The sequence below is a fragment of the Providencia sp. PROV189 genome (assembly GCF_028480065.1).
Taxonomy (GTDB): Bacteria; Pseudomonadota; Gammaproteobacteria; order Enterobacterales; family Enterobacteriaceae; genus Providencia; species Providencia stuartii.
Genome location: NZ_JAMPOG010000010.1, coordinates 167345 through 183831 on the forward strand (window position 1 = coordinate 167345; position 16487 = coordinate 183831).

The 16487-nt window shown below is 43.7% G+C and carries 13 protein-coding genes and 4 tRNA genes; all 17 read right to left on the reverse strand.

Annotation, left to right across the window (positions count from 1 at the left end; all coding sequences use genetic code 11):
* Positions 1-1134: 1134 nt before the first annotated feature.
* Positions 1135-1211: transfer RNA gene (locus tag PR833_RS08800), tRNA-Pro, on the reverse strand.
* A gap of 30 nt (positions 1212-1241) precedes the next feature.
* Positions 1242-1327 (reverse strand) — tRNA-Leu (locus PR833_RS08805).
* A gap of 15 nt (positions 1328-1342) precedes the next feature.
* Positions 1343-1418: transfer RNA gene (locus tag PR833_RS08810), tRNA-His, on the reverse strand.
* Between the two features lie 81 nt (positions 1419-1499).
* Positions 1500-1576, reverse strand: a tRNA-Arg gene (locus PR833_RS08815).
* A 155-nt stretch (positions 1577-1731) separates the two neighbouring features.
* Positions 1732-3120 carry a bifunctional threonine/serine APC transporter ThrP gene (gene thrP, locus PR833_RS08820; RefSeq protein ID WP_004915515.1) on the reverse strand — a complete coding sequence of 463 codons (1389 nt, stop codon included), beginning with the start codon at positions 3118-3120 and terminating at the stop codon, positions 1732-1734.
* 289 nt (positions 3121-3409) lie between these two features.
* Positions 3410-4147 (reverse strand): lipopolysaccharide N-acetylmannosaminouronosyltransferase, encoded by a 738-nt coding sequence (gene wecG / locus PR833_RS08825; protein WP_004915511.1) that lies wholly within the window; start codon positions 4145-4147, stop codon positions 3410-3412.
* A gap of 9 nt (positions 4148-4156) precedes the next feature.
* Positions 4157-5512: an ECA oligosaccharide polymerase gene (wzyE, locus tag PR833_RS08830; protein WP_004915508.1), complete on the reverse strand. Its 1356-nt coding sequence runs from the start codon at positions 5510-5512 to the stop codon at positions 4157-4159.
* Positions 5509-6591 carry a TDP-N-acetylfucosamine:lipid II N-acetylfucosaminyltransferase gene (locus tag PR833_RS08835; RefSeq protein WP_004915504.1) on the reverse strand — a complete coding sequence of 361 codons (1083 nt, stop codon included), beginning with the start codon at positions 6589-6591 and terminating at the stop codon, positions 5509-5511. The genes wzyE and PR833_RS08835 overlap by 4 nt, the downstream gene beginning before the upstream one ends.
* Positions 6588-7838, reverse strand: a complete 1251-nt coding sequence (wzxE, locus tag PR833_RS08840) for a lipid III flippase WzxE (RefSeq protein ID WP_004915501.1) — start codon at positions 7836-7838, stop codon at positions 6588-6590. The genes PR833_RS08835 and wzxE overlap by 4 nt, the downstream gene beginning before the upstream one ends.
* Positions 7838-8968 carry a dTDP-4-amino-4,6-dideoxygalactose transaminase gene (gene rffA, locus PR833_RS08845; RefSeq protein ID WP_004915497.1) on the reverse strand — a complete coding sequence of 377 codons (1131 nt, stop codon included), beginning with the start codon at positions 8966-8968 and terminating at the stop codon, positions 7838-7840. Before rffA ends, wzxE begins: the two co-directional genes overlap by 1 nt.
* Entirely contained in the window at positions 8955-9695 is a 741-nt protein-coding gene (rffC, locus tag PR833_RS08850) for a dTDP-4-amino-4,6-dideoxy-D-galactose acyltransferase (protein WP_272526035.1), read from the reverse strand. The genes rffA and rffC overlap by 14 nt, the downstream gene beginning before the upstream one ends.
* Positions 9673-10554: a glucose-1-phosphate thymidylyltransferase RfbA gene (rfbA, locus tag PR833_RS08855; RefSeq protein ID WP_004915489.1), complete on the reverse strand. Its 882-nt coding sequence runs from the start codon at positions 10552-10554 to the stop codon at positions 9673-9675. Before rfbA ends, rffC begins: the two co-directional genes overlap by 23 nt.
* 9 nt (positions 10555-10563) lie before the next feature.
* A complete protein-coding gene (gene rffG / locus PR833_RS08860) occupies positions 10564-11631 on the reverse strand; it encodes a dTDP-glucose 4,6-dehydratase (protein ID WP_004915487.1) in 1068 nt (355 codons plus the stop codon).
* Entirely contained in the window at positions 11628-12890 is a 1263-nt protein-coding gene (gene wecC / locus PR833_RS08865) for a UDP-N-acetyl-D-mannosamine dehydrogenase (protein ID WP_004915484.1), read from the reverse strand. Before wecC ends, rffG begins: the two co-directional genes overlap by 4 nt.
* On the reverse strand, positions 12887-14017 hold the full coding sequence (gene wecB / locus PR833_RS08870) for a non-hydrolyzing UDP-N-acetylglucosamine 2-epimerase (protein ID WP_004915481.1): 1131 nt from the start codon (positions 14015-14017) through the stop codon (positions 12887-12889). The genes wecC and wecB overlap by 4 nt, the downstream gene beginning before the upstream one ends.
* 95 nt (positions 14018-14112) lie before the next feature.
* On the reverse strand, positions 14113-15171 hold the full coding sequence (wzzE, locus tag PR833_RS08875; RefSeq protein WP_014657281.1) for an ECA polysaccharide chain length modulation protein: 1059 nt from the start codon (positions 15169-15171) through the stop codon (positions 14113-14115).
* 31 nt (positions 15172-15202) lie between these two features.
* Entirely contained in the window at positions 15203-16291 is a 1089-nt protein-coding gene (gene wecA / locus PR833_RS08880; protein WP_004915476.1) for a UDP-N-acetylglucosamine--undecaprenyl-phosphate N-acetylglucosaminephosphotransferase, read from the reverse strand.
* Positions 16292-16487: the final 196 nt, after the last annotated feature.

Genomic DNA, 16487 nt, shown 5'->3' on the forward strand with positions numbered 1-16487 from the left:
TGTAATATATCATTTACATAGTGTATAAATAATACATTGGCTTTGATTTAACCGGACTCAGGATATCTACATGAATGTAATTAAAACTATTTGGTGCTGGATTATTGCAACCCCAAATCGACTGCAAATATTTTTTGATCTTTTACTTCTCATTTTGTCACCCTTTGTTTTTATCACGATTATCGGTTTCAATACCGTTGATTTAAACAAAGACATCTTCATCATTACATTCATTATTCTTTGCTATACCTACATTACTCGTTGGTTTAGCAAATGGTTCTGTAACAGAAAAAATTAATCTAATGTATGATGTGAACTGATTTCCTCAAGCAACAAAATACGGTTCAAGAGGGGATCAGTTTTGGCTGATGAGTTCGCATGCAAAAAAAAACACCTGCCAACAATGACAGGTGTAAATATACAATCAGGTCTACAGACGGATGGTGCCTCACTCAACGTTTCGTCCATGGGTTGATGAGAAGAGGATGAGCTCTTGTTCATCTATATTGGACAATAGGCACCGATAATCGGCTTTGCATCATTCCTAGGTTTATGAAGCATTGCTATCATAATGAGTGGAATGAGCATCTACATAATAAGTAATGCAGGATGCGTGCCAACTTTTCCAAAACAGAAATATGGCTATTTTTTATCCCGTTTTTTTAGCAAGCCTGCGAGATGACATCGTTTTTTTCAAATATCCACTATTTTAGCCAGCGATACTCGCTATCCATCATGACGACAGCCCGACTTCGCTGTCTCAATTCAGAGACACCAAATAACTATTAGTTATTTATTCATATAAATCATGATGTTATATGTCTCCATTTGGAGACAGCAAAATATAGCTTTGTATCTATTTTACGACATCAACTATTATCAATGAAAAATAACCAATAAAAGCAATTAATTAGAGATAGTTTATTCCCCAAAAATAGCACGTCCAGTCTGCATTTAAAAACAGTGAAAAACATAGGGAAGTAAACAACATTTCAGGTCGAGGGATAATGACCACACAACAATCAAGTGCGAAAGATTAGATAAGCTAGGAGAGGAAAAGGATTGATTCCGCCGATAATGGGTATGCGCTAAAAAGCAAAAACCCCGCTTATTCAAAGCGGGGTTTTCTAAATTTGGTCGGCGAGAGAGGATTCGAACCTCCGACCCACTGGTCCCAAACCAGTTGCGCTACCAAGCTGCGCTACTCGCCGATACTATTTGTATTTTCTTCACTCTTTTCGTGGTGCGAAAGGGGGGACTTGAACCCCCACGTCCTGAGGACACTAACACCTGAAGCTAGCGCGTCTACCAATTCCGCCACCCTCGCAATGTCACAAAAGAATGGGGTGGCTAATGGGACTCGAACCCACGACAACTGGAATCACAATCCAGGGCTCTACCAACTGAGCTATAGCCACCATAACTTCACTTTATTCAAAGTGTTGCTATTATACTACATACAACATTGTCTTGCCAACCGTAGCCGCACGCTAATTTAATGGCGCGCCCGACAGGATTCGAACCTGAGACCTCTGCCTCCGGAGGGCAGCGCTCTATCCAGCTGAGCTACGGGCGCTTAACGCCGTTGCGGGTGTGGATAGTACGGATTTAATCACTCCCTGTCTAGTCCTTTTTTCAATAAAAATATCGATTGCTTGCCTTTTGCTCGTTTTGTCGATAAAGAGAGCATTTTTCCTCTCTTTATCACGAAAATGTTAAATAAAAATATCATCAAGAGTGGATTGTACTATCACCTTTACCACGATTGATGATCCGGAGCAAAAAGTACAGGATAGACACTACCGCTAAAAAGATAGCGCCAACAATTAACGATAACCGCGTCTCAGGGTTAATCGCCATCCCTACCAACACACAAACTAAAAACAGTAAGGTGGCATAGTTCACCCAAGGAAATAAAATGGATTTAAATGGGTGTTGAGCTAGCTTATCTTTGTTTTGCTGACGAAAGCGGAGCTGACTAGTCAAAATAACCAACCAAGGCACCATACCGGGTAGAACGCTCGCACTATAGACATAAACAAAGACTTTCTCTGAGTCAGGAATAATATAATTTAAACTTGAGCCGACTAATAGGCACAGTATCGTGAAGCCTACACAGCGCGCTGGCACGCCATTACGTGTGAGTTTCAATAGTGAAGGTGGTAGTTGCTTGTTTTGAGCTAACGCATACAGCATTCGCCCTCCACTGTACATGCCACTATTACAACCGGACAACGCGGCAGTTAGTACGACAAAGTTAATGACAGCCGCCGCCGAAACAATACCAACTTTCGCAAAGGTCAGTACAAATGGGCTACCTTGTTGACCAACTTCAGTCCAAGGAAACAAAGTCACGACAATAAAAATGGCGCCGACATAAAAAATTAAAATACGCCATAGAATATTATTGATCGCCTTTTTCAACGTAACCTGTGGATTTTTAGCTTCACCGGCGGTGATCCCCACTAGCTCTACCCCTTGGTAAGAAGCGACAACAATACATAATGCAAACAGGAACCCTTTCCAACCCCCTGCAAAAAAACCGCCATGCTCTGTTAAATTACCAAGGCCTATTGGCTCAAAATGGTTACCGATCCCAAGGAATATTAGCCCTAAGCCGATTAAAATCATGACAACAATAGTTGTCACCTTTATCATCGCAAACCAAAATTCTAGCTCACCATACAACCTAACCGCCGCAAGGTTCGCTAAGGCCACCAAGATAACGGCGGTTAAGGCAAATACCCACTGAGGTGCATCGGGGAACCAATAGGAAGCATAAGAGCCGATGGCGGTGATCTCTGAGATACCTACAGCCACCCACATAAACCAGTAGCCCCACGCCGTTAAACATCCCCAAAATGGGCTTAAATATTTATAACCAAAGGCAGCAAAAGAGCCTGTCACAGGCTCTACAAACAACATTTCCCCCATTGAGCGCATAATAAAAAAGACAAAAATGCCTGCAATAATATAGGCTAACAATACTGAAGGACCTGCCCACTTTAAGGTGCTCGCTGATCCCATAAAAAGGCCAACACCGATTGTTCCACCTAGTGCAATCAGCTCAATATGACGTGCCTCTAAGCCTCGCTGTAGCCCTTGCTGTGAATTCTCCATAAATTCCCCTGTCGTAACAAAAAAGATAAATCATGGCTTATGAGTATTTATAGTAATAAGCACAATCAATATTCATAAAAAGACTGTTTTATCAGTCGAAAAAAATGACATATTCCAGTGTTTGAACCGAAAGCTCGTAACTTACATGTATTTTTGATGAATTATAGAAATAATTGAAGAAAGAGACCAGAAGTAACGTTTATGTTATTAAAGGGAGGTGAAAATTGACAAGATGGTGACATGTCACAGCGCAATAAAGGTAACTTACGCCGTGACATGCTATGCAAAACTACAGCTTGCCGCCATAGTAGTAAGCTAAAAATTTCAACAATTTAAACTGTCTTTTAATGCGGGTCGGCTGAGATAATAAGCGATATAACCACTCTAATCCTAAATTTTGCCAGACTTTAGGGGCGCGTTTTACGTGCCCAGTAAAGACATCGTAAGTGCCACCAACGCCCATATAGAGTGCATCTGGGTAAACTTTTCGACAATCGCGCATTAAGATCTCTTGCTTGGGTGACCCCATCGCGACTGTTACAATTTTTGCGCCGCTGGCTCGAATTCGCTCAAACAGAGCATCTCTATCCTCTGCCGTAAAATAGCCATTTTGTGAGCCAACAATATTCACATTCCACTGTGCTCGTAGCTTATTCTCTGTTTGCTCAAGGATCTCCGGCTTACCACCGACTAAAAAAACAGGCGTGCCTTCTTTCCCTGCGCGTTCCATTAACGCTTCCCAAAGATCAGCTCCCGCTACACGAGAGACTTGCGCTTGAGGGTATTTACGGCGAATAGCGCGCACAATACTGATACCATCTGCATAGAGATATTCCGCTTGCCCAAGCAACGTATTTAATGCCGCATCCTTTTCTGCTGTCATCACTTTTTCAGCATTGATAGCCACCAGCGTACCTGATTTTGTTTCACCGTCTGCAAATAGGTGATCCAGAAAATGCGTCATATCTTTGAAGCCCCATATTTGGTGGCCTCTGATACTATATTGTGGAATAGATTGCTGTTCCATAATGCTCCTTTAGCGGTCTCCGCGACGTTGGCTTCCTAAGTAAGAAGCTGTTTTTGCCCGAATAAGCCCCGCACTTTCAAATAACCAGTACAGTAATTTCGCCAGAATCAAACAAAGTCCGAAAATGAGGCAGAAAAAGACTACGCGTGACACGAAGGAGTCGACCCCTTCACGTGCTAACACAATGATGTTAAAAATAGCCCCAAAGCAAAAAGCTTGCATAATGGCGGCTTTATAGCGATTTGACTCTTTTAGGCTCATGCCGTAGATCCAGTCAAACCATTTAATGATTAACCCAACCACAATCGCGCCGAGTAGGATAAATGGCACGCCCCCCATCACCACTAATGAACCAATCAATGTAGGCGAAATTGCCAATCCAGAGTGGTTATTGAGCACTTCCCAAGTAAAGTAGTTTGCTGAGTTCAGTACCGTGTCAGGTCGTTCAGGCCATAACCACGATGGAATGAAGACATAAAAATCACGCACAATAGGCGCCAAACCTTGGAATTCTATCTTGTCATAGTGACTCAACAATAGAGCAAGGTTTTCCCATGGTGAGAAGGTATCTCGGGTCAGATATAAGAAGGTATAAAACGCCTCTGCACCACTCACATCTAGGCCATAGCGTTTTAACGCTAGCCAGAACATACCAATAATACTCGCGACACCTGCCGCCACTAGCATCCAAAGTGTGATCCACCTTCTGACGATACCAATAAACAAAAATAGGGCGAATGCAATAATGATATTGGCTCGCGTTCCGCCAACAATCACATACGTCAGAAAACCGAATGCAACGGTACTGACGAGAAAGAAAAGCCAGCGTTTTTGTGATGGTCGCAAGAAGTACACAATCAACATTGCAGGGATAAAGAAGTAGAAAAAGCGCTTTAGCGCGACCCCTGAAACCTGACTGGAGAATATTTGGCTATACGATTTAAGTTTGAACAGTAAAAAACCATTCTGTAAGAAAAAGATCCCTACTGTCACCACCGCAACCGCAATCAACAATAAGCAGGTTAGGTTCGTTTCCACTTTATTCATGGTGAAGAGCGGTCGCTTAGCAGTGGTCGCACTTTTGGTTAGGCGTGTTTTATAAGCAACATAATAAATAGCATAAAAACTGGTTGCCGCCAGTTGAGCGTAGAGCAAGTACTCAGCCGGAACGACTGCCACATCAAATTGGAAAACCAAAGCACAAGTCAGCGGAAAACCAAAATAAAATGTCAGTAAATACAACAGCGAAAAGAAAATATTAAAATTAAAACGTACACGTCGAAACTCTGTGTAGAGCAGTGTTCCGATAAAGATAATGGAGATTAGATAGACAAGCGATAAGCCCCCTAACTCGGCTAAGGTCATGCCTGCTCCTCCGCAACACCTAAAATCGTTTTCCAACCATCCGTAAAGTTAGGGGCAAAAAAATCGATATGTTGTTTATCCAGCAACGTCATTTGCCGTTGAGCCTCATCAACAAGGCCTAACGATAGCTCATCGCCATAGAAAAAGACGGGCACATTCTGTGCCGTTAAATCCTGCCAAAAGGTATTTTGTCGGCTGATCACAAACGGGATACCAAACTGGATCAACAGGCACAGCGTTCCCACCCCTTGCTGGCGATTAAAGATAAAATAGCCTAAATCACATGTCCTCAATAAATCGAGGTAATCCGCAAACGCCATCCGCTCTTTTAAGATACTGACTTGGTCTGCCTTAAATAGCGTTTGAGCCGCCTTCTCGACCTGTTGGATATAAGCTTGGTTATTATCCGGATACCCCATCGGTACGATGACCTTAACTTGCTCACCAAATTGCTGTTTAATCGCGCCCAGAGCCTCTATATGACGATTTGATTGATCACCTGAGTTACCTAATAGGATTGTCAATGTCTCGCCCTGACGCGCTGGACGCTCATTTAACGTCAGAGCAGGATCCATTCGTGTTGGGAAGTATAAAATTGAGGCCGGTACTTTTGGGTTAGATTGCTGGAAATAACATAAATCACCGCGGGTCGCACAAACGTGCCCCACTTTTTTTTGCGCCAAACGACGCAATACATAAAAAAGCTTAAACTTTAATGATTTTGACTCTTCATACAGGTCTGCACCCCAAATATGCCACCAAAACTGGTGAGATTTAATTTTACCAAATAGGAGGGCTAACCAAATCGGCGCGTTAAACTGACCATGAAAGAAAAAACGTTCTCGGCGATCTGCCATTGCACGTTGGATCACCGCATTCGCTATCGCTTTTTTACTTTCAAAAACATCGATATTCAGCTTTGGATATGCAGCCGCAAGCTGAGTATCGCGACTAACCACCATAAAATGGGGTTTTTGTGACGCTGTATTTTCCTTACAGATCACGTCATTAAAAAACGTCAACACCGTTTGATTATGGTGAGGGAGTTCAGATCCCAGTACATGTATTAAGGTTGTCATACTCGCCTACGGTAAATCAAAAATACGCAACAACAGAGGAGAAAATACACGATGTATGTCGCCATATAGGCTTGTGTTGCCCCTACAGCCCCGTGCATAGGTATCAGCCAATGGGAAAAGCCCATTAAGAGAATAAACTGGCTCACCTCAGTTAAAATATAAAAACGCAATGCTGCCTTCGCAATCACAAGATAACCAAAGACATATGCACCGACTTTCAGCACATCGCCCACTAATTGCCATGCGAATAAGTCTCGCATTCCATTAAATTTTTCAGAAAACAGCAACCAAATCGCAAAGTCACGTAATAGCCACACCATAAAACTGGCTACGGCGACAGCAGGTAACACAAATTTTAACGTCTTAAGGATCTCAGCAGAAATTTCATTTTTATGTTGTAGCCGAGAGAGTGTAGGCAGCAAATACACAGAAAATGTCGCGGTAATAAACTGCAAGTAAGCATCTGAAATTGTGCTAACCCCTGTCCATAAGCCTACATCATCCCAACTATATTGTGCTGCGAGCAAATTCCGCATCATGATATAGGCAACGGGCAAAGTCACCGACGTAATTAACGCCATAATGGTAAATTTGCCTAGGTTAGTCGCTACGGCTTTATCCCAAGCAGGCTTTAACATCGATAATGCAAACCGCTTACGGCGAATCATCATCAAGGCAGCAGGTAAAACCACTAATGCAGGAACCAATGCCAAGCCTGCTAAAGCGCCATCATAACCACCTAATGTGTAGCATAAATAATAAGCAACTACACCAATTATACTCCCAAAGATAATCGATTGAGCATTACCCGATGCGTCTCGATAACCTTTAAGGATCGCCAAGAAGTAGTTAGCGTAAGCAATGCCCATCTGAATAAAGGCAACCGCCTGAATAACAGATTGATAGTCCTTGCTGTCGAATAGCCCTTCACTTATTGGGCCACTAAAAAACAGGAATATCAGCGCTAATAATGTCGAAAAACCAAGAATAAGTGTTGATGATGTCCCTAATACCGCACGTAACTTTTCAGGGTCTTGATGGTGTTCTGCGACATATTTAGTCACACCATTAAAAATACCCGCTCCCGATAAAACACCCAACACTGTGATTAACTGGCGGAAGTTCCCCGCCAGACCAACCCCACTCGGGCCAAACGTGACTGCTAATAATTTGACGATAAGTAGGCCTGCCCCGATTTTTATCAGGGTAGACCCAGCAGTCCAAACTGAAGCTTTGGCTAACGACATTAGGCAAAAAACGCCTTAATTTTTGCAATTACCGTTTGTTGTTCATCATCTGTCATATTGTAGAACATAGGCAGACGCACTAAACGGTCACTTTCACTGGTCGTATAACGGTCTTCACCGTGGAAACGTCCAAACTCTTCCCCAGCAGGGCTAGTATGCAACGCTACATAGTGGAACACCGTTAAAACGCCATTTGATTTCATGTATTCATTAAAAGCAGTACGCTCTTCAACATCTTTTAGCTTGATGTAGAACATATGGGCGTTATGCACTAACCCTTCGGGCACGATAGGTAATGCAAGTTTACCTTCCTGCGCTAATGGTGATAACGCCTCATAGTAGCGTTGCCATAGTAGCAATCGGCGATCATTGATTTTTTCAGCTTCTTCAAGCTGAGCCCACAAATAAGCCGCTTGTAAATCTGACAAGAGATAGCTGGAACCAATATCACGCCAAGTGTACTTATCTACCTGACCACGGAAAAACTGACTGCGGTTAGTTCCTTTTTCACGGATCACTTCGGCACGGTTAATCAACGACTTATCATTGACCAGTGTTGCCCCGCCTTCACCACCTGACGAGTAGTTTTTCGTTTCGTGGAAACTATAGCAGCCGATATGACCAATAGTACCTAATGCTCGGCCTTTGTATGTCGACATAACACCTTGTGCCGCATCTTCAATCACAAATAGGTTATGTTTTTTCGCGATAGCCATGATGGTATCCATTTCGCAAGCGACGCCCGCATAATGGACTGGAACGATAGCACGAGTACGTTCGGTGATTGCAGCTTCAATTTTTGTTTCATCCATGTTCATGGTGTCTGGACGTACATCCACGAAAACAATGGTAGCCCCTCTTAATACAAACGCATTTGAGGTAGAAACGAAGGTAAAGCTTGGCATGATCACTTCATCACCAGGCTTGATGTTAATTAGGATCGCCGCCATCTCTAACGAAGCGGTACAAGAAGGTGTTAACTGGACTTTAGGGCAATCAAAGCGCTTTTCCATCCACTCTTCACAACGTTTTGTAAAACCACCATCACCACATAGCTTGCCGCTTTCCATGGCTTGCTTCATATACGTTAATTCAGTTCCTACAACGGGTGGTTTATTAAATGGAATCATGTTGTCCCCTATATAACCAATAAGCAGTGCTAGCAACCGAAGCACCACTACGTGAATAAAGATTTAATGCCGCAATGTTGCTGATTTGGGTAGCCACATTTAACTGTCTTTTTTCGTGTTGCTCACACCAGACAACGGCTGCGGACATCAATTTACGGCCAATTCCTCGCCCAGTAGCGCTAGGCATAACAGCGAGTAGGCCGATACGCGCTATGTCATCATCAAGGTGTCTCAAACTCACAAAGCCTAAGATATCCCCCGACGCGTCTTTTACTAATAAACAAGTATGGTCAAATGTGCCTAAAACCGCTTTTTCTATCCATAGTGCATAAAAACGCCCACTGTCGCCTTCACGATACCAAGGAGACCGAAAACGGCTTTGGCTAAACACTTGTGCCGCCGCATGGCGTAATACAGGAATATCTTCCGCAACAGCGGGTTCAACCCGATCTGTTGCCACTAATCGACTTTTTAAATAAGCATTTTCTGTGCCAATAGTCAGCGCAAAATCAATTTCACCTTCGACGAGAGAGAAACCAAGCTGCATTAGCCCATCTAAACGCTCAGTATCACTAGCAAGTATCTTGGCTTGAGTAATAGCATAACCGTCTAATTGGCTTGCAAGAACCGCCTCAGCGTGTGGCGCTGCGAAATCTAATTTCGCCGTAGAGAGTCCGAAAAAATCAGACTCCCATTGTAGACAATCAATACTGGCGCGGACGGACACGGAGGAGATCCTCTAAATATTGGCCATAACCCGTTTTACTCAGTTGTTTTGCCGATGCCTGAACTTGCTCATCAGACAACCAACCATTACGCCATGCAATTTCTTCTAAACAGGCGACTTTGAAACCTTGACGTTTTTCAACCGTTTGTACAAAAGTACCCGCTTCAATTAAGCTATCGTGAGTGCCCGTATCTAGCCATGCAAAGCCACGCCCCAACAGTTCGACGTTTAGCTCACCTTTGTCCAAATACATTTGGTTGATAGAGGTAATTTCCAGCTCCCCTCGCTCTGAAGGTTTCACCTGCTTAGCGAAATCAACGACCTGATTATCGTAGAAATAAAGCCCCGTCACCGCCCAGTTAGAAAGCGGCTTTTTCGGTTTTTCTTCGATGGATAACACTTTGAAGTCATCATCAAACTCCACCACACCAAAACGCTCTGGATCCATGACTTGATAACCAAATACCGTGGCACCTTGTGTTCTTGCCGCAACGGATTTCAGTTTTGGACTAAATGAATGACCAAAGAAGATGTTGTCACCTAGCACCAAGCAGCATGCATCACCATTGATAAACTCTTCACCAATAATAAACGCTTGAGCAAGGCCATCCGGTGAAGGCTGCTCGGCATAACTCAGCTGAATGCCAAACTCATGTCCATCACCAAGTAAGCGTTTAAACATGGGCAGATCATCCGGAGTAGAAATAATCAATATCTCCCGGATCCCTGCCAACATCAGTACTGACAATGGATAATAGATCATCGGTTTATCATAGATAGGTAATAACTGTTTCGAGATGCCCCGTGTAATCGGATGCAAACGCGTTCCCGAACCACCAGCCAATATAATCCCTTTCATGATCCCCCCTTAAGCGCCTAAACCAAGGCGTTCTCCTGCATAAGAACCATCTTGCACACGACGCCACCAAGTTTCGTTATTCAGATACCACTGCACTGTCTTACGGATCCCTGATTCGAATGTTTCTTGAGGCGTCCAACCTAATTCACGTGCGATTTTATCGGCATCAATGGCATAGCGCATGTCATGACCCGGCCTATCCGTCACATAAGTGATAAGGTCACGGTAATGTGCAACCCCTTCTGGCTTCTGCGGATGAAGTTCTTCAAGTAGCTCACAAATAGTCTCGACCACATCAATATTACGACGTTCATTGTGACCACCAATGTTATAAGTGGTACCCGGCTGTGCTGTCGTTGCCACCAAATATAAGGCGCGAGCATGGTCTTCAACAAATAACCAATCGCGGATCTGCTCACCTTTGCCATAAACAGGTAATGGCTTACCTGCTAACGCATTGATGATAATCAGTGGGATCAGTTTTTCTGGAAAATGGTATGGCCCATAATTATTTGAGCAATTGGTGATCATGGTTGGCAGGCCATAAGTACGCTGCCAAGCCCGCACTAAATGGTCACTCGATGCTTTAGAAGCCGAATAAGGGCTGCTTGGCGCATAAGGCGTGGTTTCAGTAAAGAAACCGTCCGGCCCTTCCAAATCGCCATACACTTCGTCAGTTGAGATGTGATGGAAACGGAATTGCGCTTTTTTCGCGGCATCTAAGCCCATCCAGTAATGACGAGCCGCCTCTAATAGCGTGTATGTACCGACAATATTGGTTTCAATAAAGGCGGCAGGGCCATCAATAGAGCGGTCAACATGGCTTTCTGCGGCTAAATGCATCACGGCATCGGGTTGATATTTCGCAAAAACGCGGTCTAACTCAGCGCGATGGCAAATATTCACTTGCTCAAACGCATAGCGGTCGCTATTTGACACCTCACTGAGTGACTCTAAATTGCCCGCATAAGTTAAGCAGTCTACGACAACCGCACTGTCGTTAGTATTTTCAATGATATGACGAACAACCGCAGAGCCGATAAAACCGGCTCCACCTGTGATTAGTATGCGTTTCAACGCCAAACTCCTTTGGTATCCACAACCCATTTTTGCTGAATCAATGAACCTTGAATGGCTTTAAATTGGTTATGATCCACCAGCATTAAAATCACATCAGCATTGGTGATTGCATCTTCAATCGATGCCAGCTCTACAATGCCTTTTAGTGCCGTTGGCAATTCATGGATATGTGGCTCAACCGCATACGTTTTACCTTTATTCCAGCTCGCCACCATTTTCGTGATATGCATCGCTGGGCTTTCACGCAAATCGTCAATATTGGGTTTAAATGATAGACCAAAGCAGGCAATAGTCACTTCGCTCGCCTTTTTACCTGTTTCAGCTAAACAATCTGCCACCGCAGCTTTGACCTGATCAACAACCCAAATTGGTTTGCCATCATTGACTAAACGCGCGGTGTGGATCAAACGAGACTGTTGTGGGTTTTGTGCCACAATGAACCATGGGTCAACGGCAATACAGTGTCCACCTACACCTGGGCCCGGCTGTAGAATATTGACGCGAGGGTGACGATTCGCCAAACGGATCAGTTCCCACACATTGATATCTTGTTCGGCACAAATCAGTGAGAGTTCGTTTGCAAATGCGATGTTCACATCTCGGAAGCTGTTTTCTGTCAGCTTACACATCTCGGCGGTTCTTGCATTCGTGATAACACATTCGCCTTCAAGGAAAATGTTATACAGCTCGCTCGCACGTAATGATGATTTTGGCGTCATACCACCAACAACACGGTCATTTTTAATCAATTCAACCATGACTTGACCCGGTAAGACACGCTCAGGGCAATAAGCCACATCAATATCCGCCGCTTCCCCTGCTTGGTGAGGGAAAGTGAGATCAGGACGCGCTTGAGCCATCCATTCAGACATCTGTTCAGTCGTGCCAACAGGAGAAGTAGACTCTAAAATGACTAAATCCCCTTTTTTCAATACCGGAGCGATAGACTCTGCGGCTGCTCTTACATAAGTAAGATCAGGTTCATGTTCACCTTTAAATGGGGTTGGCACTGCTATCAAATAGGCATCGGCAGGCTGTGGTTTAGTAAAAGCTTTCAGATGACCTGCTTCAACCGCGCTTTTTACGACGAGGTCAAGCTCTGGCTCGACAATATGGATTTTCCCCTGATTAATGGTATCAACCGCATGCTGGTTGACATCAACGCCAATCACTTGCTTTTTGCGTGACGCAAAAGCGGCTGCTGTTGGCAAACCAATATAACCAAGGCCGATAACAGAAATAGTTTCAAAACTCATAATTTCACCTGATTGCTTTTTAGTGCTTCAAGAATACGCTGACAAGCATGACCATCCCCATAGGGGTTATGCGCGCGGCTCATTGCATGATATTCCGCTTCATCTGTCAGTAACCGGTTAACTTCTGCAACAATTTTTTGTGTATCTGTACCCACAAGACGCACTGTTCCAGCTTCAACAGCTTCAGGGCGTTCTGTGGTATCTCTCATAACTAAAACAGGTTTGCCTAGTGATGGCGCCTCTTCTTGGATCCCGCCAGAATCGGTCAAGATCAGGTAGGCATGGTTCATCAAATAGACAAAGGGTAAATACTCCTGAGGAGTAATCAGAATAATATTATCAATGCCATGTAAAATACGTTTTACGGGTTCACTGACATTCGGGTTTAAATGCACAGGGTAAACCACCTGAACATCAGGATGGCTTTGTGCAATTTCAGCCAAGGCATGACAAATACGTTCAAATCCACCACCAAAGCTTTCACGGCGATGGCCTGTGACTAAAATCATTTTCTTATTGGGATCAATAAACGGGTAATTCGCCGCCAATTTATCAGCCATGTGCTGGTCGCTCATCACTTTGTCGCGAACCCACAGCAAAGCATCAATCACACTATTTCCCGTCACAAAAATATGATTGTCGGGAATAGACTCTTTTAGTAAGTTTTGACGCGAATTTTCAGTTGGCGCGAAATGGTACATTGCAAGGTGCCCCGCAATCTTACGATTCGCTTCCTCTGGCCATGGCGAGTAGAGATTACCTGTACGTAAGCCTGCCTCCACATGGCCAACAGGAATACGGTGGTAGAAAGCCGCTAAGCTCGTTGCCATTGTCGTCGCAGTATCCCCATGCACTAACACCACATCAGGTTGGAAATCGGCAAATACGTTTTTCAACCCTTCAAGAATACGACACGTAATATCGGTTAAATCTTGCCCTGGCTTCATAATATTGAGATCGTAATCGGGAGTAATCTCAAATAGCTTCAGTACCTGATCGAGCATTTCTCGGTGCTGGGCCGTCACACAGACTTTGGCTTCAAAAGCCGCATCCTTAGCAAGTGCATGAACCAACGGTGCCATCTTAATGGCTTCTGGTCGAGTGCCGAATACAGTCAATACTTTCACAGTGACTCTCTTATATTTATCTAATGCAGTTAGCTGCTTTTATTTATAATGACATTACACAGTGGCTGACATCATCGACAGCCACCTATTCAAAATCAGGACGGGCGACGGCGTGCAAGTACCACACCAGCACCAACCAATGCACCGATAGCTCCCCATAGAACCATCATAAAGGCTCTACGTGGGCTGTCACGTTTGACGGGGTCTTCAGGTGTTCTCAAATAGCGATAAGCCTGAAAACTGTCTTGGAGAGTGGGGCCAACACTCAGTGTAGATAACATTGCGATGTTTTGGTCATAATCAGTGTCGTGATCAGGGCCTGTCGCTTTTAATGTTTCAATCTGAGCTTCAAGTAATGGAACCCCTAATAGGAACATTTTAGAATCAGGAATTTCATCAACTGGTGCCGAGCTTTGATTACGCGAAATTCCCTGCTTTTGCGCAACTTTCAATGCTTGTTCGAGTAAATTTAAGCGTCTTTCATAAGCAGCTTGAGCAACCATATCTTCGCGTTTCACTAACGCTTTCATTGATTGCATTTTCGTTGCCCACGTTCCCTTAATTTCATCATTCAAGTTGGCTGTTGCACGTTGGTTAGCAAACTGTATGTACTCACGTAAAAGCTGATTAGCATCCGTGGACGTTTCCGCAATCAACTTAATGCTATCAGTGAGATTTTTTAGATTATCCGCAGGCGTGAATTCAATATTGTTAATCAATTCATCCAATAACGCCGCATCTGCTTTAGGGTCATTCTCTAAACGCTGCTTATAATAATCCGTCGTTAACCAAAACTGACGACGGGTATCATAAGAACCCACTTGCTTAATAAACTCTTGGTAAGCCTCATTCGCAATCGTTGGCAATTGCCCTTCTTGACCCGTCGAGTTAATACGGGAATCCAGGTTTCGTAAAAACTGTTGTTGCGAATAATAACTACCCAAATTGTTCACGGTTGGCAGGTCTGTGATCGCGGTTGAACTCCATTTTTGCTGCATAAAATAGGATGCACCCAACGCAATAGCGGCGAAAATCACCGCAAATGCCACGATCCAAATTTTACCTTGCCACAAAGAGCGGCATAAACCACGGATATCCAATTCCGGTTCTATCGGCGGCTGATACTGATTAGGTTGCGTTTCTGAGTTTTTCACTGCACAGAACCTCTATTATTTCCGTTTGTCGTTACCGTACTGCACCACCTCTACGCATACGACGTCTGACGCGCTTAATAAAACGAGCTACTTTCCATGCCCGTTTGATGCAGTAACCATACATAAAGAATACAAGCAAAAACAATGCCAACATGACCCATTCAGGCACAAATGTTAAGCGTTCACCAATAATTCCTATACATGCCAAAATGGCTGCTGCCAGTGTAATCAGAACAAAAGCCCCTCTTGGGCTAAAACCTGAACGCATAATCAAGTGATGAATGTGCTGACGGTCAGGTGAAAATGGACTCATACCTTTACGGATACGACGGTACATAATCGCCACCATATCCATCAATGGGATCGCAATAATCCATAATGCTGTCACAGGGTTGATTGGACGCCCTGCTTCCTGAGTTGATTCGACTAGGATCCAAATAATTGTAAAACCAATCAGTGTGCTTCCCGCATCACCCATAAAGACTTTAAAACGACGACCTAGTACACCTAAATTTAGGAAGATATAAGGAAGGATAGCTGCAATAAAGGCAAAACACCAAAATGCTAATCCATAATTGCCATTTTGATATAACAAAAAGCCTAATGCACCGAAAGAGACACAAGATAGCCCACCGAGTAACCCATCAATACCATCAACCATGTTGAACGCATTAATAGCTGCCCAAACAGCAAACAGTGTCACGATATAACCAAATGGCCCAAGCACTAACTCCCATGGCCCAAACGCATGACCTAATGACTCTAGTTTTAAGTCAGCCACGGTCATCATGACGACAGCGACTACGGCTTGTACACCTGCTCTTAACTTAACACTGATATCAAACCGGTCATCTAACGCACCAATCAATACCAATAAGCCTGCACAGATTAAATATAACCATTTATGGGGTATATATTCTTCTGTAATAACAAACGCGAAGCAGATACCAAAAAAGACCGTTATCCCCCCAACTAAAGGGACCAGACCTACGTGTTTTTTTCTGAAGTTAGGTTTATCAACCAGCCCGATCTTCGTTGCCACAACTCGAGCGATAAAAATAAACACTAACGTGAACAAAAAAACGTAAAAAAGACTAGCAATAAATTGTGCGGTGTCCACGAGTCAACTCTCTTATTTTTTATCTAACCAACCTAAAACCACAATGCCTTAGCTTATATTGCCTCAATAACAGGCAGCTAAGGTATTATCATCTCAAAAGAGATAAGTTCCATAAGACGAGTCTTCAATAACTATCACAATAACCCTATAAAGGCTTACCTAGTTGTTATTAGTGTAGCTTTTGTTCAATCATGTC

Bases quoted from the DNA above. Each gene is read 5' to 3' on its own strand.
- thrP (WP_004915515.1), bottom strand. From the start codon at position 3,120: ATGGAGAATTCACAGCAAGGGCTACAGCGAGGCTTAGAGGCACGTCAT.
- wecG (WP_004915511.1), bottom strand. From the start codon at position 4,147: ATGGAACAGCAATCTATTCCACAATATAGTATCAGAGGCCACCAAATA.
- wzyE (WP_004915508.1), bottom strand. From the start codon at position 5,512: ATGACCTTAGCCGAGTTAGGGGGCTTATCGCTTGTCTATCTAATCTCC.
- PR833_RS08835 (WP_004915504.1), bottom strand. From the start codon at position 6,591: ATGACAACCTTAATACATGTACTGGGATCTGAACTCCCTCACCATAAT.
- wzxE (WP_004915501.1), bottom strand. From the start codon at position 7,838: ATGTCGTTAGCCAAAGCTTCAGTTTGGACTGCTGGGTCTACCCTGATA.
- rffA (WP_004915497.1), bottom strand. From the start codon at position 8,968: ATGATTCCATTTAATAAACCACCCGTTGTAGGAACTGAATTAACGTAT.
- rfbA (WP_004915489.1), bottom strand. From the start codon at position 10,554: ATGAAAGGGATTATATTGGCTGGTGGTTCGGGAACGCGTTTGCATCCG.
- wecC (WP_004915484.1), bottom strand. From the start codon at position 12,890: ATGAGTTTTGAAACTATTTCTGTTATCGGCCTTGGTTATATTGGTTTG.